Below are 19,990 nucleotides of genomic sequence, written 5' to 3' on the forward strand. Positions count from 1 at the left end.
ATGCGCCAGATCGATCTCGACTTCCAGCACAAACCCGTTTCCAGCATCCCCGGCTGGCTGCTCCTGGGGGGCGGGATGCTGATGGCCGTGCTCATGCTCGGTGCGCACCACGGCATCGATAACAAGAGCGAAACCCGCAATGCCGAATTGCAGCGCGTCGACCAGCAATTGCAGAAACGCGGACTGCGCCATGCGCCGCTCTCGGCGGGCGAAGAGAAGGCCCGCGCCGCCAGCGTGGCGGAACTGCGCCGCATCACCGCGCAGATGAACCTGCCCTGGGACGGCCTGTTCACCATGCTCGAAGCCCAGTCGCGCAAGGACGTCGCCCTGCTGTCGCTGACCCCCGATGCCCGCAAGGGCCAGCTGCGCATCGCCGCCGAGGCGCGCGACCTGCCGGCCATGCTGGCCTTCCACCGGGATCTGGAAGCCAGCGACGCGCTGAGCGATGTCTCGCTGCTCAATCACGAAATGGTCACCGAACAGGCCGAGCGTCCCATCCGCTTCAACCTGCTGGCGAACTGGGGGGTGAAGGATGCGCGTCCCTAGGCTGATCCTCATCGAACAGACCCGCCGCCTCGGCTGGCCGGGTCTGGTCGGCGGCACGCTGCTGGTCATGACCCTGGGCTACGCCCTGTTTGGCCTGCTGCCGGCACGCGAAGCGCTGGCGAACCTGGATCAGCAACTGGCCGCCGACCGCGCGCAACTGGCGGCGGCCCCCAGCGCCGTGGCCGCCAAACCGGCCAGCGACGCCTCATCGGCCCAGCTGGAAGACTTCCGCCGCAACCTGCCGGCGCAACTGGACGCCACCGGCGCCATCGACCGCATCTACGTCCTGGCCCGGGAGGAGGGCATCTCGCTGGCCCGTGGCGAATATGCCCTCGGGCTCGATCCCAAGACCCGCCTGGCGCGCTACCAGGTGCTGCTGCCCGTGCGCGGCAGCTACCCGCAACTGCGCCGCTTCCTCCATGGCCTGCAGGCGCAACTGCCGGCCCTGGCCCTGGAAGAGGTGGACCTGCAACGCAAGCAGATTGCCGACTCGGAGCTCGAGGGGCGTATCCGCATGACCCTGTATCTGGCGAGGTGACCATGGCACGCCGTCTGTTCTGGTTGGCATTCCTCGGCTCGGCCGCCGTCCTGGCGGTGGTTCCTGAGTTCTTCGGCGAGCAGGCCGAACCCATGGCCATGCCGCGCCCGCAGCGCCTGGCGGCCTTACCCGAGACCGCCGCGCCGGCCTCCGCCCCGGTCACGCCGGTGGTAGCAGAAGTCGCGGTACCGGCGGCCGACCTGTTCGCTGTGCAGAGCTGGTACGTGGCCCCGCCGCCGCCCCCGGCGATGGCCTCCGCACCGCCACCTCCGCCACCGAAGCCGACGGCGCCGCCGTTGCCGTTCAAGTTCATCGGCAAGATGGATGACCGCCAGCAGATGCAGGTCTTCCTGATGCGCGGCGAGCAGGTGCTGGTGGTGCGCGAAGGCGACCTGATCGACAAGACCTACAAGGTCCAGCGCATCGATACCGAGCGCATGACCCTGGTCTACCTGCCCCTGGATATCGCCCAGACCCTGGTCGTGGGGAGCTCGCTATGAACCGACTGTCCTGCTGCCTGGCCCTGGTGCTGCTCGCCGGTTGCGCCACCAACCTGGCCCAGCGTGAAGGGCTGGACCTAATCGATGCCGGCCAGTTCGAGGAAGGCCTGGCCAGGCTGGAGCAGACCGCTCGCGAGTCGCCCAACGACGTCAGCGCGCAGATGGCCGTGACCACCCAGCGGGCTCGGGCAGTGAAGGCATTACTCAGTGATGGCGACCTGGCCCGCACCCAGCGCGATTTCGCCACCGCGCGGCTGAACTACGAACGGGTGCTGCGGATCGAGAAGCACAACCAGCGGGCGCTGGACGGCCTGCATGTGATCGAGCAGCAGCGCAATATCAGCGACATGCTGCGCCAGGGCCAGACGGACCTGCGCCGGGGCGATGTGGTTGGGGCCTCGCGCCAGGCGCGCGGCATCCTCGCCCTGGACCCGGAGCATGAAGGCGCCCGCGAACTGCAACGCAGCATCGAGGTGGTCCAGGCGCGCTCCGCCGTGCCCTATCCGCAACTGCGCTCGCGCCTGGACCGGCCGGTGACCCTGGAATTCCGCGACGCCAACCTGAAGGTGATCTTCGAAGTGCTGGCGCAGACCTCGGGGCTGAACTTCATCTTCGACAAGGATGTGCGCCCGGACCTCAAGGCCACCATCTTCGTCCGCGAGGTGCCGATCGAGGATGCAGTCGAGCTGCTGCTGCAGCAGAACCAGCTGCACCAGCGCGTGGTGAACGACAACACCATCGTCGTCTACCCCGACTCGCCGCAGAAGCTGAAGGATTACCAGGACCTGGTGATGCGCACCTTCTACCTGACCAACACCGACGCGGCGACGGCGATGAATCTGGTGAAGACGCTGCTCAAGACCCGCGACGTTTTCATCGACGAGCGCCTCAACACCCTGACCATGCGCGACACGCCTGACGCCGTGCGTATGGCCGAGAAGCTGTTCCAGGCCCAGGACCAGTCCAACCCCGAGGTGGTGCTGGAAGTGGAAGTAATGGAGGTCTCGCGCAAGCGCATCCTCGACCTCGGCCTGCAATGGCCCAACACCTTCGGGGTGATCAACGACGACGGCTCGCCGGTGACCATCCTCGATCAGCTCAAGGGCATCGATTCGGGCCGCATCAGCATTTCGCCGTCGCCGCAGCTGAAGATCAACGCCCAGGACAACGACGTGAACACCCTGGCCAGCCCGGTGATCCGCGTGAGCAACAAAGAGCAGGCCCGCGTCCACATCGGCCAGCGGGTGCCCATCGTCAGCGCCACCTCGGTGCCTTCCACCCAGGGCCCGGTGATCACCGAAAGCATCACCTACCTGGACGTCGGCCTGAAGCTGGAAGTGCAGCCCACGGTGCACCTGAACAACGAAGTGGCGATCAAGGTCGCGCTGGAGGTGAGTAACGCCACGCCGCTGACCCCGACCCAGAACGGCACGATTCCGGTCCAGGTAGACACCCGCAACGCCCAGACCACCCTGCGCCTGCGTGACGGCGAAACCCAGGTGCTGGCGGGCCTGGTGCGCAACGACCAGTCCAACAGCGGCAACAAGATTCCCGGACTCGGCGACATTCCCGGCATCGGCCGGCTCTTCGGCAGCAACAACGACCAACTCGCCAAGTCTGAGCTGGTGCTCTCCATCACGCCGCGCATCGTGCGCAACCTGCCGTACCAGAGCCCCTACGACATGGAGTTCCCGTCGGGCACCGAAAGCAGCATGCGCGTACCGACGGTGCGCGGCCCGGTGGAAGCCCTGGGCGTCGACCTGCCCGATGCACCGGCGGTGGTGGTCAGCCCCGCCCCCATCAGTGGGAGGCCCTGAGCCATGCAACGCCAGGCTGCCTTCTCGCTGATCGAACTGGTGATCACCATGGCCATCCTCGGCCTGCTCGCCAGCATGGCCGCACCGCTGGCGGAAACCGTGATCCAGCGCGGCAAGGAGCAGGAGCTCAAGGCCGCGCTCTACGAGATCCGCGACGCCATCGATGCGTACAAGCTGGCGGCCGATGCCGGGCATATCGAGAAATCCGCCGCCAGCTCCGGCTACCCGGCGTCATTGCAGGTGCTGGTGGACGGCGTGCGTGACCTGCGCAGCATCAAGGGCGAGCGCATCTACTTCCTGCGCCGCATCCCCCGCGATCCCTTCGCCGACGCGCGCCTGGAGCCCGAGGAAAACTGGGCCCTGCGCGCCTACACCAGCCCGGCGGACGACCCGCGCCCCGGCGTGGACGTGTTCGATGTCTACTCCATGGCCGCCGGCCGCGGCCTCAACGGCACGCCTTACCGGGAGTGGTGAAGATGACTCGGCAGAAGGGCTTCACCCTCATCGAACTGCTGGTGGTCATGGCCATCATCGCCACGCTGATGACCATTGCCGTGCCGCGTTATTTCTCCAGCCTGGAGAACTCCAAGGAGACCACGCTGCGGCAGAGCCTTTCGGTCATGCGTGAGGCCCTGGACCAGTTCTACGGGGACACCGGACGCTATCCTGATTCGATAGAGGAGCTGGTTGCCCAGCGCTACCTGCGCGCCCTGCCACAGGACCCGATGACCGAGCGCAGCGATCTGTGGGTGCTACTGCCACCCCCGGAAGGCGCGCCGGGCAGCGTCTACGACGTCAAGAGCGGCGCCCCCGGCCGGGCGCGGGACGGGAGCCTCTATGCGGACTGGTGAGCAGGGTTTCACCTACCTCGGCGTGCTCTTCCTCGTGATGCTGATGGGGATGGCACTGGCCGGCGCGGGACAGCTCTGGTCCACCAGCAGCCAGCGCGCCCGCGAGCGCGACCTGCTCTGGGTCGGCAGCCAGTACGCCCAGGCCCTGCGCAGCTACTACCGGGCCTCTCCGGGCGTGGCGCAGTACCCGGCGAGCCTGGAAGAACTGCTGGAAGACAATCGCTTCCCGGAGCCTGTCCGCCACCTGCGGCAGCTCTATCCCGACCCCATCACCGGCAGCGCCGACTGGGGCCTGATCCGCTCCTTCGACGGTCGAATCGCCGGCCTCTTCAGCCAGTCCCGACAGCGCCCGCTGAAACAGGCGCACTTCCCCGCGCAATGGGTGGAGTTCGAGGGCACGGGCAGCTTCGCCGATTGGCGCTTCGTCGCCGAGAAGGCCTTCATGGAAAACACGCCAGCGAGGGCCATGCCATGAACCGCGCACCGCTGCTGGCCGTCCTCGTCCTGTGCTGCGCGCTGGGCACGGCACGCGCCGATGAAGACGAGATCATGGGCTTCATCGTCGACTACACCATTTCCCACATCGGCCACGACTTCTACCGCTCCTTCAGCGAGCGCCTGCGCGACACCAGCAAGCTGGATTTCAACCTGGTGGTGCGCGAACGCCCCGATGCCCGCTGGGGCAGCCTGATCTGGGTGGAGTACGAGCAACGCGTGCTCTACCGCCAGTTTCTCCCGCCCAACACCGCGGAACTGCAACCCACTGCCTACGCAGCGGCGGATCTGGTGCTGGAGGCCATCGCCCAAACGAAGCTGCAACGCCTCCTGCAAGACACACATGACATGGAGAGGGACGAACTATGAACAAGAACAGACTTGCCCTGTGGATGCTCGGGTTCGGCCTGGTCGGAACGGTCCAGGCCACTGAACTGGTGTACACCCCGGTCAACCCCGCGTTCGGCGGCAACCCCCTCAATGGCACCTGGCTGCTGAACAACGCCCAGGCACAGAACGATCACGACGATCCGGATTCCGGTTCCACAGCGAGCCGGCAGAGTGCCCTGGAGCGCTTCACCAGCACGCTGGAATCGCGCCTGCTGTCGCAGTTGCTGACCAATATCGAAGAAGGCAACACCGGCAGTCTCACCACCGAGTCCTTCATCATCAACATGATCGACGACGGGGGTCAGCTGACCATCGAGATCACCGATCGTGCCACCGGCGAAGTTTCGGAAGTCGTCGTCAACGGCCTGCTCCCTTAATCCAGGCATCGACAGGAAGCCACCACCATGAACAGAGTGCTGATGCTGGTCCTGCTGCTCGCTACCCTGCAAGGCTGCGGCCTGCGCCAGCCGATGTCGGCCGACACCGAAGGCCAGACCCCGACGCTGACCCCGCGTGCCTCAACCTATTACGACCTGCTGAACCTGCCCCGGCCCAAGGGCCGCCTGGTGGCGGCCGTGTACGGCTTCCGTGACCAGACCGGGCAATACAAGCCGACCCCGGCCAGCTCCTTCTCCACCAGCGTCACCCAGGGCGCCGCCAGCATGCTGGTGGACGCGCTGCAGGCCAGCGGCTGGTTCATGGTGCTGGAGCGCGAGGGCCTGCAGAACGTGCTGACCGAGCGCAAGATCATCCGCGCCTCGCAGAACAAGCCCAACACGCCGGCGAACATCCAGACCCAGTTGCCGCCGCTGCAGGCCGCCAACCTGCTGCTGGAAGGCGGCATCATCGCCTACGACACCAACGTGCGCAGCGGCGGTGAAGGCGCCCGTTACCTCGGCATCGGTGCCTCCCACGAGTACCGGGTCGACCAGGTCTCGGTGAACCTGCGGGCGGTGGACGTGCGCAGCGGCACGGTGCTGGCCAACGTGATGACCACCAAGACCATCTATTCGGTGGGGCAGAACGCCAGCGTCTTCAAGTTCATCGAGTTCAAGGAGCTGCTGGAGGCCGAAGCCGGCTACACCACCAACGAACCGGCGCAGCTCTGCGTGCTTTCCGCCATCGAATCCGCCGTCGCCCACCTGATCGCCCAGGGCGTGGAACGCCGGCTGTGGTCGGCGGCCGGGAACGAACCGGTGGAACAGACCTCGCTGAAGAAATACATGGGGGCGCAGGTGTCCATCCACTGACCCTCCGTCGTCAGGGCGGAACCCGCTGCCGCGTACGGGTGGTCAACCTTTGTGTGACTACCCAGCGAGAGCCCGCCATGACCACGCCTATCACCCGTAACACCGCCATGCGCCTGACCAGCGAAGCCTTCGTACCCTACGGCTGCAAGGTCAGGAGCAACGAAGCGGACGACAGCTTCAGCTTCACGGTTCATGACTTGCACGGGCAGCAGGTCCTGTCCATCGAGAACATCCAGAGCACCCAGTACGCCAACCCGCTGCGGCTGGCCGGGGTGATCGCCCAGGCCCGCGCCGACCTGCAGCGTGAGGGTCGCGACCTGGACCCTTGGGCGATGCCCTACATCCCTGATCCGGAAGTCCTGCCGGAAGCGCCGCCAGTCTATTGATGCCAGCGGCAGCCACGTCGCTCAGGCGCGCGCCGCCTGGGCGGCGATATGGTCGAAAACCCCCGGTTCCAGTGCCGTCTCTCCCTGCGCATCGAGCATCTGCCGATATTGCAGGTGGGCGGGCAAGCTGCTGTTGATCAGCTCCAGCAGCCGCACGCCACGCGGCGTAAGCACGAAATTCTCGCCATTGCCTCCCTGGTCCTCGGGGCGGCTTTCGATGAAGCCGTTATTGAACAGCAGGGATTCGTAGTCGGCCGCCTGCATCTTCAGCTGATCCAGGTTGCCACCTACTGCTCGGCCAGCAGCCTGGCGATCCTCCACCAGCTCGGCGACATACTCGCGCGGCGCATAGGCGACGTGGGCGGATTCCTGGACCTTGTGCAGGAGCAGTTCGAGCATCTCCCAATCGTGGTGTTTCATGGCATCGCTCCTCGGGTGTCTGTGAAGCTGCGACCGCTGGGAGAGGAGTGGGGTTCGGGTGAATGGTGTTAGTGGTAGGTGGGCAGGAGCGATTTCTACCCTACGGCACGGATGGGTAGGAGCGAGCTTGCTCGCGAACAGCCCGAGCACCCTCATTCGCGAGCAAGCTCGCTCCTACAGAAAGTCCGGTCGGGGGAGAGGGCGGCTTCAGGTCGGCTGGAAGTCTGTTGGGCAGGACTGCGTCCTGCTTGGCGAATGATTTCGCCCCTACAAGTGGAAGCCCCTGTGGGCAGGGTGGTGCAGGCACGCGTCACCCCTCGCCCGCTTGCGGGAGAGGGGCCGGGGGAGAGGGTGGCTTCAGGCTGGCTGGAAGTCTGTTGGGCAGGACTGCGTCCTGCTTGGCGATTGAAATCGCCCCCACAGGGTGAAGCCCCAGGTGGGCACGGCGGTGCAGGCGCGCGTCACCCCTCGCCCTCTGGGAGAGGGGCCGGGGGAGAGGGTGGTTTCAGGCTGGCTGGACGTCGGTTGGGCAGGACTGCGTCCTGCTTGGCGAATGAAATCGCCCCTACAAGTGAAAGCCCGTGCGGGCAGGGTGGTGCAGGCGCGCGTCACCCCTCGCCCGCTTGCGGGAGAGGGGCCGGGGGAGAGGGTGGATTCAGGTCGGCTGGAAGTCGGTTGGGCAGGACTGCGTCCTGCTTGGCGATTGAATTCGCCCCCACAAGGAGAAGCCCTGTGTATGAGGGCGGCCGGGAGATTTGGGACCGCGCCCCTACAACTGCACCCATTCCACCCGCTCTGCCTGCTCCACCCCGTCCACCCACCACCTGAGCCGGGCTTCCACCCGCGTTTCGGCGGGCAGGTCGAGACGGTTTTGCACGGGGCAGGGGCGGTCGGCGAGGCCGCTCTGGCGAGACTGGCTGCGGCCGGCCGGGCCTTGGGCGGTGACCTGGAGTTCGTAGCGGATGGTCGGCGTGGGGTTGTCGAAGCACAGGCGCACTTCGGCCTGGCCGGTGCCATCGGAGGAAAGCTGGAGGCTGGCGCTGGCCAGCAGGGCGGCGAGGAGCATGGGAAAAAGACCGCCGCCCACGGAGGGGCGGCGGTATTGGGGGATTACTGCTGGACGACGATTGCGCTGTTGCCGGTACCGTTCTGGTCGATGACGGAGTTCTGGTTGAAGTTGCTCTGGGTGACAGAGGCCTGGTTGTCCCAGCCCACCTGGGTGACGACGGAAATGTTGTTCATGTCGGCCTGGCTGATGATGGCGCTGTTGCCGCCACCTGCGCTCTGGAACACCTGGCTCAGGTTGGCGCTGCCCTCCTGGTCGATTTCCACGTTGTTGCCGATGCCTTCGCTGGAGCCTTCCGCCAGGTTGCCGCCGTCACGCTGGGCCACCGCCAGGGTGTTGTCGTCACCGGTCTGGTCGAAATACAGCTCGTTGAAGTTGCCTTCCTGGGTGAAGTTGGCGGTGTTGCCGTTGCCGTTCTGGGTCAGTGCCACAGTCTGGTTTTCACCGAACTGGCCGCCTTCCTGGGCGCCTTGCCAGTTGCTGGCATAGACGTTGTTGTCGTTGCCGTTCTGGTCGATGGTCAGGCTGAGGCTCACGCCGTTCTGGTAGGTCAGACTGAGGTTGCTGTCGCCGGTCTGGGTGATGGTGCTGGTGGCGTCGGTGGATTCGAACTGGTCGGCCCACGCGGCGTTGGCGTTGCCGGTCTGGGTCATGGTGGCGACGTTGCCGGAGCCGAAACTCTGGTCGACGATCACTTCGTTGAACTCGCCGCCGCCCTGGTCGATGGTGGCCAGGCTGCCGTCCTGCTCGGTCTGCCAGATCTCGGCGTAGCCGGTGTCGCCGCTCTGGAATATCACCGCCTGATTGTCGAGGCCGGGGCCGGTCTGATCAACGTAGGCCTCGTTGTCGGTTCCGGACTGCAGGACCTCGACGCGGCTGCCGGTCTGGTCCGTCTGCCAGGTGGCCGCCTGGTTGTGGGTGCCGCTCTGGTTGATGGTGGTGACGTTGTCGGTGCCGAATACCTGTTCGGAAGCGGCGATGTTCTGCTGGTCGGCCTGGGTAATGTTGACCGTGCTGCCGATCTCGCTGTCCTGGAAGCTGAACGCCTCGTTCTCGCTGCCATTCTGGGTCACGTTGGCGTGGCTGTTCTCGTTGAACCATTGCTCGCTGTGGGCAATGTTCCATTCACCGCTCTGGAGGTGGGTGACATCGCTTCCGGTTTCGGTGTTCTGCACGGCGGTGGAGGCGTTGTACTCGCCGTTCTGGGTCTGGGAGACGGTGCCGGTACCGTCCTTCTGGTCGGCGAAGGCGTTGTTACCATCGCCTGTCTGGTCCTGGGTGGCGGTGCTGAAGGATGCAACGGCCTGCTGCACTTCAGCGACGTTTTCCAGGCCGCTCTGGGTCTGGGTCGATTGGCTGTCATCTGCGAAGGCCTGGATGCTGACCAGGGCCAGGATTGCTGCGGCAAGCGGTTTGTACTGGAACATGGTGTTGCCTCCTGGGGACGGTCCCCCGAGTCATTGGATCGTGAGTGCGCCTTCAGTGCTGGATCACCTGCACGCTGAGGCCGTTTCCATACTGGGTAACGCTGCTGTTCAGTCCGTCCCCGGACTGCACGATGGATGCGCTGTTGTCGGCACCGACCTGGTCGATGCCGGCGCGGTTATTGGTGCCGCTCTGGGAGATGAACGCCTGGTTGCCCGTACCCTGCTGGGAGATGGACGCCAGGTTTTGCACACCTTCCTGGAGGATGTAGGCCTCCTGGTCGCTGCCGTTCTGGATGATCTGACCCAGCAGCGACTGGCCGTTCTGCGTGAGCAGCGCGACGTTCGCTTCGCCCAGCTGACGCACCAGAGCCTGTTGGTCCAGCGGTGCGCCTTGCGGGCTGGCGAGGTCGGTGTTGCCACCGGCCAGGTCGAAGTTCTCCATCAGGTCCGCCGCCTGCGGCACGCCGCTTCCGAGCCCGAGGGCCAGGAGGAGGACGGTGCGCGACAGGACGGCGGAGTTCATGGCCAGGCTCCTAGCGGGGAACCAGGGTGACGGTGCGTACCGTGCCCTGCGAGGTGGTGATGGTGGCCGTAGGGGCTGCGGTCGGAACCGCGCCAGTGGTGGTCACCGACATCCGCCAGCGTCCGCTTAGCGGCACCACGACCGAGCCCAGGTCCAGCAGGCCGGTAGTGGTGGTCACCTGCACCCGCACGGCGTTGCCTACCGTGACCGAGCTGGTGCCGTCCAGGGCCCAGGTCACCCGATTGTTGGAGCGCAGGGTGAACTCGTTGGTGGCGACGGTGAAGTTCTCCGCAGCGGCCGGTGGCGGCGACACCTGCACGCTCACGCTCACCGGGGCGGAGAGCGCGCCGAAGGCGTCCTGGACCTGGTAGGCGAAGGTGGCCGTGAAGGCAGTGGTGACGTTGGCCGGCGGGTTGTAGGTGATGGTGGTGCCGTTGGTGCTCGCGATGCCTTGACCGTTGGACGGCTGGGTGAGGTTGACCACGGTCAGCGGCGCGTTGCCCTCCGGATCGCTGTCGTTGGCCAGCACGTTCAGGGTCAGCGGTACGCCGAGGGTCGCGCCGGTATCGGCGGTGGCCACAGGCGGCTGGTTGGGGCTGACGGTGACGGTGACGGTCGCCGGCGCCGACTCCATCCCGCGTAAATCCTGGGCGCGGTAGGTGAAGGTGGCGGTGAGCGGGCTGTTGACCACCGGCGGCGGGGTATAGACGACGTTGGCGCTGCCGCTCATGGCCACGGTGCCGAAGCCGGGGGCGGGCGGGTTCAGGCCGGTGATGCTCAGCGGCACGTCGCCGTCGGTATCACTGTCGTTGGTCAGCACGCTGATCGTCACTGGTACGCCGAAGCTGGTGCTGGCGCTGTCGTTCACGGCCACCGGCGGCTGGTTCGGCACTTCCGCTGGCGCGCTGCCGACGACGACCACCGGCTCGGTATCGGCACCGCCTGCGGCGGACTTCACCGTGACCACGGCTGGCGGCTGGGACAGATCAGTCACCCGCAGGGTCTGCAGGACACCGGCCTTGGTCATGCGGCCAAAGCCCTGGGCGGCGAGATCGGGAATCTGCGTCTCATCGCTGGAGCTGGCTTCGATGGTCAGCGAGTGATCGGCCCAGTTGTAGCGTGCAGTGCTGACTTTCACCACGTCGGTGACTTCACGGGAAACCGAGGTCGGTTTGGTGACGTTGGCCGGGTCGGTGCCGGTGACCACCACGAAGGGCGGAATGACTGACGGCGACGGGTTGTGGGCGAAGAAGTAGCCGCTGCCGTCGTTCTCCATGTCGCTCAGGCAGGCAGGCTTGGTACCGCCAGTCACCAGTTCCAGGGTTTCCCGGTAGCAGAACTCGGAGTTGGCCGGACCGTTGGCGAACACTTCCAGGCGAGTGCCCTGGCTGGTGCGCCGGTAGCTGGCCCGCTCGATTTCCACTGCGGTGGCGGCGCGGGAATCGAACACCTTGCCGGAGACCGAGAACAGCTCAGTGCGGATGGTCCCTGCCGGGCCGCTGATCTCGACATAGTTGGTGTCGAAGGGACTGCCGGTCACCGTAGAGGGAACGTTGGGGTCACCGATGAATTGCTCGGCTTCCCCGGTTTCCGGGTTGGAGGCCGGATAGGGATAACCCGGGCCTTTCAGGAAGGGACCGACATCGCCATTGACGGCACCGGTGAAGACGCCTGGAGCGCCGATGCCGATATCGCGTGTCATGTTGATGGCGCGACGGCCCCCCCTGTCGGCGGCTTGCGCCGGGGTCACGGTGAAGGTTTCCTGGCCGTAGGGGTGGGTGACGATGTAGGTGCCCGGCACGGGGATATTGGCGCGGATGCGGATGCGGGCGAAGGCCTGCTGGTCACCGACGCGGGGGACTTCAAGAGCGAAGGCGGCCTCGATGGCGGCGGTGTAGACCTCCAACTCGTAGCCGGCGGCATTGGCCGGGATGTTGGCCTCGGCCATGTACCAGAACAGCTCGCTGGGCCAGTTGTTGGGGAAGACCATCGGCTGCAGGTCATCGAACTGGCCGGGTTCCGGCAGCAGGGTGCACATATAGCCGCCGGTGGGGCTGAGTGCCTTGGATTGGCAAAGCTCCAGGCTCAAGCCGTCGCTGTCCTGGTACCACTGTGGGAAGTAACCGGTGGATGCGGTGTAAGGGCCTAGGTGGACCGCCTCGAGGGCGGCCTCCGCCATGTCGATACCTTCGACGGCGAGACCCAGGGTAGTGAGAAGCAGGCAGGGCCACTTATTCATGTTGCCTCCTGGCGCTTGAGCGCTCGGCTCTGGGTTCGCTTAGGGAAGGATGACCACTTCTTCGGTGTCACTGCCGCCGCTGCCCGAGGTGACGGTGACCGTCGCCGGTGGGGTGGGCGTGACGCCGGTAATCAGGGTCTTGGTGGCGCCCTCGCCGGTGAGCGAGCCGATGCTCGCGCCGCTGCTGGCGGTGGCGGTGAGCTCGGGCGGTGAGGTCTCGTCGCTGCTGCTGGCCACCACGGTCAGTTGGCCGGAGGTCAGGCTGTACTCGGCGCTCTGGATCCGCACCAGGTCCACCAGTGGTGCGCTGACGGTGGTCGGCGTGCTTTCCGGGATGGCGATGCTGTTCTCGGCATTGATGGTGACGCTGGCCGGCGTCGAGGGATTGCCAGTGGATTGGCCGTACCAGTTGCCGGTGGAGTTGGCCTCGGTCATGGCCACTGCGGTTCCCCCAGCGTCGTCATAACTCGCGGTGCCGGGTGGTGGTGGCGCCATCACGAAGACCTCCTGCTGGGCGCTGGCACCTGCTTCACCGGTGCCGCGCGAGTAGGTCGAGCGCTGGACGATCACGGGGGTGGGGCGCTGCACATCGGAGAGCTTGCCGGAGATGGCGAACAGGTTGGTGCGCACGTCGATGCCACCGGGACCCTGGATGCGCACGTAGTTGGTGTTGAACGGGCTGCCGGTGACCGGCTCGGTCAGGTTGGGGTCGCCGATGAAGCGCTCGGTCGCGCTGGTTTCGGGGTTCACCTCGATGTAGGGGCCATTGACGCTGCGCAGGAACGGGCCGATGTCGCCACCCAGGGCGCCGTCATAGGTCTTCGGCGCGCCGATGCCGATGTCGCGGGTCATGTTGATCGCCCGGCCACCATCGGTGCCGAACTCGGCGGCGGTCACTTCGAAGACTTCGACGCCGTAGGGGTGGGTGATGGTGTAGGTACCGATGGTGGGGACATCCACCCGGATGCGGATACGGGCGAAGCTGATCTGGTCGCCATCCGCGGGTTCTTCAACGGCGAATGCGGCTTCGATGGCGGCCCCGTACGACAGGTCGATACCACTGGCCGCATCGGCAATGGCGGCGTCGGCGGTGAACCAGAAGGCTTCCGGCGGGAAGTTGGTGGGGAACACCAACGGCAGTGCATCGTTGAAGACGCCTGGTTCCGGCAGCAGCGAGCACATGTAGCTAGGAGCGCCAGGGGCGCCGGCTACCCGTGAGCTAACAGTCTTCGACAGGCAGAGGTCGAGGGTGCGGCCGTGGGTGTCCTGATACCAGGCGGCGAAGTAGCCGAGCTCGGGGAGGTATTCCCCACGGTCGACATCGAACAGGGCAGCGGGAACCTGGTCTGCCGCGACGATCAGGAGGAACGAGGTGGTGGCCTTGGAGAATGTGCGTTGCATGAGCGTCTCCTCTTGCAATGTGGGCGCCTCCCTGCGGAATCGCGTCGTCACAGGCTGGCTGATCGGCCCTTCGCAACGACCGTGCCAGTGTTTCGAAATTACCTCGCAAAGCCGCGCCGTAACTGGCTCACGGCCGTTACAGAAAAATCCGCCGAGCAGGTCGCCGAGGTGGGGGAGGCTCCCCACAACTGGGTGAATTTGGGGGTGGTGGGGGAGTGGGGAAAAGCCGGGGAATGGCTGGGTAAAACCTGGGGAAACCGCATGGGGCGGGGCTTTCAGCCGCGATGGGTAAAACCGGCCTGGTTTATGCACCGGTACAAGCGTCCAAGGCCGCCCGGTTGGCACGACGGGCCGAACCCATCACGCAACGCATAGGAAGGCTTCCATGAGCGCTCTGTCGGTGATCTGGGATAGGTATGCGATCGGCAAGACCGGCGATACGCCTCCACCGCAATTCAACCTGCTGCGCTGGTTCTCGCTGGTCAGCCTGGTGGTCATCGCCAGTGTGGCCATCGGCCTGGGCATCATCTCGACGCGCTTCGTGGTCACCGAGAGCATCGAGCGCGACGCGATGCTCAGCTCGCAGTTCATCCAGTCGATTGCCTCGGCCGAAATCCGCCATGTGGCCTTGCCGTCGAGCATGACCATGGGCGAGCTGCTGGACGCCCGCCAGGACGGGCACCATCCGCAGCACATGCTGGAAGCGCGGAAGCGGGCCCGCAGCGAATTCCTCGATCACATCTCCATGCTGCCCGATGCCCTGCTGGCCAATATCTACGGCGCCGACCGGGTGATCGTCTGGTCCACCAACCCGGCGCTGGTGGGCAAGGACATGAGCGGACACGACGAACTGGAAGAAGCCTTCTCCTCGCCCGCGCAGGTCGCCGCCAGTTATGACGAGGTCTCGGGTGGACGCGCCGAACAGAAGTTCCTGCGTGCCCCGCGCACTTTGTTCATCGAGAACTACATCCCGCTGCTGGACGACCAGGGCAACGTGGCCTCGGTGGTGGAAATCTACAAGGAGCCCCGCGACCTGGTGCAGCGCATCCAGCGTGGCTTCGTGCTGATCTGGCTGGCCACCGCCATCGGCGGCGGGCTGATCTACTTCGGCCTGTTCTGGATCGTGCGCCGCGCCTCGGGCCTGCTGGCCCAGCAACAGAGCCAACTGATCGCCAACGAAACCTTCGTCGCCCTGGGCGAGATGTCTTCCGCCGTGGCTCACAGCCTGCGCAATCCGCTGGCGGCGATCCGCTCCAGCGCCGAGTTGGCACAGGAACTGGTGGACCCGCCGGTGCGCAAGAACGTCGCGGACATCATCAGCCAGGTGGACCGCATGTCGAAGTGGGTGCGCGAACTGCTGATCTCGGCGCGGCCGCTGTCCGGTGACTCCGAAGCGGTGGAACCGGTGGCGGTAATCAGCGAGGCGTTGCACGGCTTCGACCAGCAGATCCGTCATTCCGGCGTGCGGGTGGAGTTCCATGCCGAAGCGGCGCCGGCGGTGGTCAGCCACAAGGTGCTGCTGGCGCAGGTGCTCAACAGCCTGTTCGCCAACGCCATCGAAGCCATGCCCAACGGCGGCCTGTTGCGTATCGAGGTCAAGCCCGACAGCACCGGCAAGCGCCTGCTGCTGGCCATCACCGATACCGGCCAGGGCATGACGCGCAAGCAGGAAACCATGGCCTTCAAGCCCTACTACACGACCAAGCAGGGCGGCCTGGGCGTGGGCCTGGTGATGGTCAAGCGGATCATGGAGCGCTTCGGCGGCAAGGTCAGCCTGACCAGCCGCGAGCGCGAAGGCACCCGCATCTGCCTGAACTTCAAGGTCGCTGGGGGGCGCATGTAATGGAACACAGCGTACTGATAGTCGAAGACGACGAGCTGCTGGCCGGCAACATCCAGACCTACCTGGAGCGCAAGAACTTCGAGGCCCTGGTGTGCCATTCGGCCGAAGAGGCGCTGGAGCTGCTGCGGGATCAGGTGCCCGATGTGCTGCTCACCGACAACTCGCTGCCGGGCATGAGCGGCCATGAACTGATCCGCGAGGTGTGCAACCGCGCGCCGCAGATAAAACCGATCATGATGACCGGCTACGGCAACATCGAAGACGCCGTACAGGCGATGAAAGCCGGCGCCTTCCACTACCTGACCAAGCCGGTGGCGTTGGCCGAGCTCAAGCTGCTGCTGGACAAGGCCCTGGACGCCCAGCGCCTGGAGCACAAGCTGGACTTCTACCAGAGCCGCGCGGCGCAGGATGCCGGGCTGGCGGCGCTGATCGGCGAGTCGCCGGCGATGATGGAAGTCAAATCCATGGTGCGCCAGCTGCTGGATGCCGAGAGCCGCATGGCCGACGCCGAGCTGCCTGCGGTGCTGATCGAAGGCGAGACCGGGACCGGCAAGGAACTGATCGCCCGCGCCCTGCATTTCGACGGCGCGCGCAGCCGTGGCCCCTTCGTCGAGTTCAACTGCGCCTCGATTCCCGCGCACCTGCTGGAGGCCGAGCTGTTCGGCCATGAGAAGGGCGCCTTCACCGATGCCAAGGACCGTCGCCTGGGCCTGGTGGAAGCGGCCGATGGCGGCACCCTGTTTCTCGACGAAGTCGGCGAGATGGACCTGGTGCTCCAGGCCAAGCTGCTCAAGCTGCTGGAAGACCGCACCATCCGCCGCATCGGTTCGGTGAAGGAACGCAAGGTCAACCTGCGCATCATCAGCGCCACCAACTGCAACCTCGAACAGATGGTCCAGCAGGGCAAGTTCCGCCGCGACCTGTTCTTCCGCCTGCGCATCATCTCCGTTCGCGTGCCGCGGCTGTATGTGCGCGAGGGGGACGTCCTGCTGCTGGCCCGGCATTTCCTCAAGCAGCACGGCAAGCGCTACGGCAAGCCCGGCCTGCAGTTCTCCGCCGAGGCCGAACATGTGCTGCAGAGCTACAGCTGGCCGGGCAACGTGCGCGAGCTGCGCAACATGCTGGAGCAGACCGTGCTGCTGGCCCAGGCGAACCTGATCACCGCCGCGCAATTGCATATCTGCCCGAGCCTGGTGGAGGACACAACGGCCCACTACCGCACCCATGGCAACGGCAATGGCGACGGTCATGGCGCCGAGCCCGAGGCCGAGCGGGAAATGGTCATCCGCATGCTCGACAAGACCGACTGGAACGTCACCAAGTCCGCCCGCCTGCTGGGGCTGACGCGGGACATGCTGCGCTACCGAATCGAAAAACTGGGCCTGATCCGGCCGGATCGCCGTCACTGATCCGCCATCAGGCCCCGACGCCCACGGGCGTCACTGTTCCCTAGCACTCCCTCTCGCCAATACGGGAGGAGGAGATCCTTGTGGCCGGGCTGCGATCCTGCTCGCATCGCCGCATCGTCCACCGGGGTTCGGTGCCCTCACACCGGCCCCGCTTTCTTATTCCAGGCGCCAGCTCCGCAAGGGGCTGGCGCCTTCGCATCCGGGGTGCCGCGAGCGCCCAGGCCCGCCGCCCTCCGATCAGATTCCCTGAACTTCGCTGCCTCCTCGCGCTTCTACCGGCATATGCCCCGTTCCCGAGGACACCGACATGACTGTCAGCATCGACCTGGACCGTGACCTCTGCACCCTGGAACTCAATGGCAGGCTGATCGAGCTGCCGATTCACCAGATAGTGGTCAATACCGATGAGGACCTGCGCGCGTCGGTGATCCGTTGTGTCGATGGCAATGCGGTGATCAGCGAGGACCAGGCGCAGATGCTGATTGGCGCCGGCGCCAAGGATGATCGCAAGCACCTGTTCGTCGACGGTGGCGACGGGCCGGGCGAGCACTGAGGCAGCGGATGACTGGCAGAAACGAAACGGCGTGCACGCCGTTCCAATGAATACGAGCCGTTGGTTTTGAAGGGGTTCACATGAGCAGCGAGCGCAATACCGACACGCATAGACGTGACAACAAGGCCCTGGCGGACTTTCCGCGCTGGCTGGTCGACCCGGATTATGTCGACCTGGTCCTGGAGCGCGATCCGGACGATCCGCTCTTCGACACCACCCTCGACGACGCGGAAACCTTCCGTCACTCCCGTCATGGGTAACGAGAATTGTTTTTACCTGTAGCGCCGCCTGATTAGCTAATGGCAGAATGCGATCAGACACGGATGTCACCCATCTTCATCGCGCGCCAGCGATCCTCTGCCGGCCAGCCAGGCCGCCTCCCTCCCGACACATTTCGCAATCACCCTCCCGGTGGTCGCGAGGGGATACCCAGAGCCTAAAGAAGCCGCCCGCGCAGCCGATGCAGGAAATACCTCCCTGCGTAATCACCTCCCCCGAGCCCCGACATGTTCAACTCCCGTTTGAAACAGGAACTGCTCAGCCTGCGCGAAGAGCTGTCTTCCATCCAGCAGGTGCGCGACAGCCTCGATGAAGAAATGCTGGCGCTCTACCTCGACGCGCGTGGCCGCATCGATTCGGTCAACCGCAACTTCGAACAGGAGATGCTCTACCGCGCCGACCAATTGCTCGGCAAGAACCTGCTGGAGATGATCCCCGAACACGTTCGCGGCCTGGACTTCCATCTGAAGGTGAAAACCGCGCTGGACCGTGGCGAGCACCTGGCGGGAGTGGTGCGCTTGCTGCGTGGCGACGGTGAAGAGGCCTGGCTGCGCTGCATCCTGCAACCGCTGCGCGACAGCACCGGCCAGTTGCAGCGCTTTTCCCTCTACGCCAGCAACCTCACACGCACCATCGAGACCTCCCGCGAGCACGAGAACCTGATCAACGCCCTGCAGCGTTCGACGGCGGTGATCGAGTTCAACCTCAAGGGCGAGGTGCTGACGGCCAACGACCGCTTCCTCGACGGCATGGGCTACAGCCTGGAACAGATTCGCGGCAAGCATCACCGCATGTTCTGCGAGCCGGAGGAATACAACTCGCCGCAGTACCAGGCCTTCTGGGACAAACTGCGTCGCGGCGAATACATTGCCGACCGCTTCAAACGCATCGACAAATATGGCCGCATCGTCTGGCTGGAGGCTTCCTACAACCCGATCATCGACGCCCACGACCGTCTCTACAAAGTGGTCAAGTTCGCCACCGTGATCACCGAGCAGGTCAACCGCGAGGCGGCGGTGGCCGAGGCCGCCAGCATCGCCTTCGAGACGTCCAAGGGCACCGACGACAGCGCCCAGCGCGGCGCCGCCGTGGTGCAGCAGACGGTGGAGGTGATGCGCGAGCTCGCCACCCGTATGCAGGAGGCGGTTCAGGGCATCGAGGCGCTGGACCAGCAGTCGCAGGTCATCGGTGCCATCGTCAAGAGCATCAGCGGAATCGCCGACCAGACCAACTTGCTGGCCCTCAACGCGGCCATCGAAGCGGCCCGTGCCGGCGAGCAGGGACGTGGCTTCGCGGTGGTGGCCGACGAGGTCCGCCAACTGGCCTCGCGCACCAGTGCGGCGACGGTGGAAATCTCCAAGGTGGTGGAACAGAACCAACAACTGGCCGAACGCGCCGTCGCCATGATCGACCGTGGTCGCGAGCAGGCCGAACTGGGCCTGCAACTGTCCGGTCAGGCGGGTAACGCCATCGTCGAAATCCAGGACGGCGCGCAACGCGTCGTCAGCGCCATCGGCCAGTTCTCCAGCCACCTTTCGCGCTGATTGGCTGGCTGACTGTAGGAGCGGCGGCCGACCTCGTTGGGCTTCGCTGCGCTCTGCCCAACCTACAAAAGCCCCTCTCCCCAACCCTCTCCCTGAAGGGAGAGGGGGCTGTCCGTGCGGGCGTCCCTGTAGGGGCGAATTCATTCGCCAAGGGGCGCGCAGCGGCCCCGTAGGGTGGAAATCGCTCTTCATTTCCACCTTTGGCGTCCGGCCGCGCGCCGTGATGGTGGATGAAAAGAACGTCATCCACCCTACGCACGGCCCCCGCTTCGGCACATCCCTGTGGGAGCGAATTCATTCGCGAAGGAGGCCGCAGGCCTCCCAAATCCCCCATGCACTCCCGGCATCGAAAATATAGGAACAAGGCATTTGTTCCCGCTCCTGGGCTGGTTTTTAATGCAGGCTCTTATTCCGTAACGACCTTTTAAATTAAATAAGTATATTTTAAAGGAATAAGAATATGACCTTGCAGCCTTCGGGGGAGACCATGAACAGATCCGCCGCACCACCTGT

Annotated in this window: 22 protein-coding genes; 16 read left to right on the forward strand and 6 right to left on the reverse strand. The window is 65.3% G+C overall.

What is annotated here, in order from left to right:
- The 11 genes from E8E95_RS10755 to E8E95_RS10805 all read left to right on the forward strand — a co-directional run bounded on the left by E8E95_RS10755 (window position 1) and on the right by E8E95_RS10805 (window position 6,773).
- A complete protein-coding gene (locus E8E95_RS10755) occupies window positions 1-546 on the forward strand; it encodes a pilus assembly protein (protein WP_280349858.1) in 546 nt (181 codons plus the stop codon).
- A complete protein-coding gene (locus E8E95_RS10760; RefSeq protein ID WP_280349860.1) occupies window positions 533-1,084 on the forward strand; it encodes a GspMb/PilO family protein in 552 nt (183 codons plus the stop codon). The genes E8E95_RS10755 and E8E95_RS10760 overlap by 14 nt, the downstream gene beginning before the upstream one ends.
- Window positions 1,085-1,086: 2 nt before the next feature.
- Window positions 1,087-1,584, forward strand: coding sequence for a secretion system X translation initiation factor (locus E8E95_RS10765; RefSeq protein ID WP_280349862.1), 498 nt, complete (start codon window positions 1,087-1,089; stop codon window positions 1,582-1,584).
- Window positions 1,581-3,401: a secretin N-terminal domain-containing protein gene (locus E8E95_RS10770; protein ID WP_077527339.1), complete on the forward strand. Its 1,821-nt coding sequence runs from the start codon at window positions 1,581-1,583 to the stop codon at window positions 3,399-3,401. The genes E8E95_RS10765 and E8E95_RS10770 overlap by 4 nt, the downstream gene beginning before the upstream one ends.
- 3 nt (window positions 3,402-3,404) lie before the next feature.
- Window positions 3,405-3,875 carry a type II secretion system protein gene (locus E8E95_RS10775; RefSeq protein WP_280349866.1) on the forward strand — a complete coding sequence of 157 codons (471 nt, stop codon included), beginning with the start codon at window positions 3,405-3,407 and terminating at the stop codon, window positions 3,873-3,875.
- 2 nt (window positions 3,876-3,877) lie between these two features.
- Window positions 3,878-4,252, forward strand: a complete 375-nt coding sequence (locus E8E95_RS10780; protein ID WP_280349867.1) for a prepilin-type N-terminal cleavage/methylation domain-containing protein — start codon at window positions 3,878-3,880, stop codon at window positions 4,250-4,252.
- The gene (locus tag E8E95_RS10785; protein ID WP_280349869.1) at window positions 4,239-4,727 is read left to right on the forward strand and encodes a type II secretion system protein; all 489 of its coding nucleotides are present in this window, start codon (window positions 4,239-4,241) and stop codon (window positions 4,725-4,727) included. The genes E8E95_RS10780 and E8E95_RS10785 overlap by 14 nt, the downstream gene beginning before the upstream one ends.
- Window positions 4,724-5,116 (forward strand): curli production assembly/transport protein CsgE, encoded by a 393-nt coding sequence (csgE, locus tag E8E95_RS10790; RefSeq protein WP_179059735.1) that lies wholly within the window; start codon window positions 4,724-4,726, stop codon window positions 5,114-5,116. The genes E8E95_RS10785 and csgE overlap by 4 nt, the downstream gene beginning before the upstream one ends.
- Window positions 5,113-5,514: a curli assembly protein CsgF gene (locus E8E95_RS10795; RefSeq protein WP_280349872.1), complete on the forward strand. Its 402-nt coding sequence runs from the start codon at window positions 5,113-5,115 to the stop codon at window positions 5,512-5,514. The genes csgE and E8E95_RS10795 overlap by 4 nt, the downstream gene beginning before the upstream one ends.
- 27 nt (window positions 5,515-5,541) lie before the next feature.
- On the forward strand, window positions 5,542-6,387 hold the full coding sequence (locus E8E95_RS10800) for a CsgG/HfaB family protein (RefSeq protein ID WP_077527345.1): 846 nt from the start codon (window positions 5,542-5,544) through the stop codon (window positions 6,385-6,387).
- Window positions 6,388-6,464: 77 nt separating this feature from the next.
- Window positions 6,465-6,773 carry a hypothetical protein gene (locus tag E8E95_RS10805; protein ID WP_280349874.1) on the forward strand — a complete coding sequence of 103 codons (309 nt, stop codon included), beginning with the start codon at window positions 6,465-6,467 and terminating at the stop codon, window positions 6,771-6,773.
- A gap of 21 nt (window positions 6,774-6,794) precedes the next feature.
- On the opposite strand, the gene E8E95_RS10810 is transcribed toward E8E95_RS10805, so the two are convergent.
- The 6 genes from E8E95_RS10810 to E8E95_RS10835 form a co-directional block, all read right to left on the reverse strand.
- The gene (locus E8E95_RS10810; RefSeq protein WP_280349876.1) at window positions 6,795-7,193 is read right to left on the reverse strand and encodes a transcriptional regulator; all 399 of its coding nucleotides are present in this window, start codon (window positions 7,191-7,193) and stop codon (window positions 6,795-6,797) included.
- Window positions 7,194-7,962: 769 nt separating this feature from the next.
- Window positions 7,963-8,259, reverse strand: coding sequence for a hypothetical protein (locus E8E95_RS10815; RefSeq protein ID WP_280349878.1), 297 nt, complete (start codon window positions 8,257-8,259; stop codon window positions 7,963-7,965).
- A gap of 44 nt (window positions 8,260-8,303) precedes the next feature.
- Window positions 8,304-9,686 carry a curlin gene (locus E8E95_RS10820; protein WP_280349879.1) on the reverse strand — a complete coding sequence of 461 codons (1,383 nt, stop codon included), beginning with the start codon at window positions 9,684-9,686 and terminating at the stop codon, window positions 8,304-8,306.
- Window positions 9,687-9,738: 52 nt separating this feature from the next.
- Window positions 9,739-10,209: a curlin gene (locus E8E95_RS10825; RefSeq protein WP_280349881.1), complete on the reverse strand. Its 471-nt coding sequence runs from the start codon at window positions 10,207-10,209 to the stop codon at window positions 9,739-9,741.
- A gap of 10 nt (window positions 10,210-10,219) precedes the next feature.
- Window positions 10,220-12,448 (reverse strand): Ig-like domain-containing protein, encoded by a 2,229-nt coding sequence (locus tag E8E95_RS10830; protein WP_280349883.1) that lies wholly within the window; start codon window positions 12,446-12,448, stop codon window positions 10,220-10,222.
- Window positions 12,449-12,487: 39 nt separating this feature from the next.
- Complete coding sequence (locus E8E95_RS10835; protein WP_280349885.1) at window positions 12,488-13,849, reverse strand: hypothetical protein; 1,362 nt, start codon at window positions 13,847-13,849, stop codon at window positions 12,488-12,490.
- A 385-nt stretch (window positions 13,850-14,234) separates the two neighbouring features.
- Here E8E95_RS10835 and E8E95_RS10840 point away from each other — a divergent pair, with 385 nt between their 5' ends.
- The 5 genes from E8E95_RS10840 to E8E95_RS10860 all read left to right on the forward strand — a co-directional run bounded on the left by E8E95_RS10840 (window position 14,235) and on the right by E8E95_RS10860 (window position 19,477).
- Entirely contained in the window at window positions 14,235-15,692 is a 1,458-nt protein-coding gene (locus E8E95_RS10840; RefSeq protein WP_280349887.1) for an ATP-binding protein, read from the forward strand.
- Window positions 15,692-17,101 (forward strand): sigma-54 dependent transcriptional regulator, encoded by a 1,410-nt coding sequence (locus E8E95_RS10845; RefSeq protein ID WP_280349889.1) that lies wholly within the window; start codon window positions 15,692-15,694, stop codon window positions 17,099-17,101. Before E8E95_RS10840 ends, E8E95_RS10845 begins: the two co-directional genes overlap by 1 nt.
- 307 nt (window positions 17,102-17,408) lie before the next feature.
- Window positions 17,409-17,654: a DUF3203 family protein gene (locus tag E8E95_RS10850; RefSeq protein ID WP_280349891.1), complete on the forward strand. Its 246-nt coding sequence runs from the start codon at window positions 17,409-17,411 to the stop codon at window positions 17,652-17,654.
- An 80-nt stretch (window positions 17,655-17,734) separates the two neighbouring features.
- Window positions 17,735-17,914, forward strand: a complete 180-nt coding sequence (locus tag E8E95_RS10855; RefSeq protein WP_280349894.1) for a hypothetical protein — start codon at window positions 17,735-17,737, stop codon at window positions 17,912-17,914.
- Window positions 17,915-18,160: 246 nt separating this feature from the next.
- On the forward strand, window positions 18,161-19,477 hold the full coding sequence (locus E8E95_RS10860; protein WP_280349895.1) for a methyl-accepting chemotaxis protein: 1,317 nt from the start codon (window positions 18,161-18,163) through the stop codon (window positions 19,475-19,477).
- Window positions 19,478-19,990 lie beyond the last annotated feature (513 nt).

Source organism: Pseudomonas sp. BN414 (assembly GCF_029871275.1).
In the GTDB taxonomy this organism is placed as follows: Bacteria; Pseudomonadota; Gammaproteobacteria; order Pseudomonadales; family Pseudomonadaceae; genus Metapseudomonas; species Metapseudomonas resinovorans_C.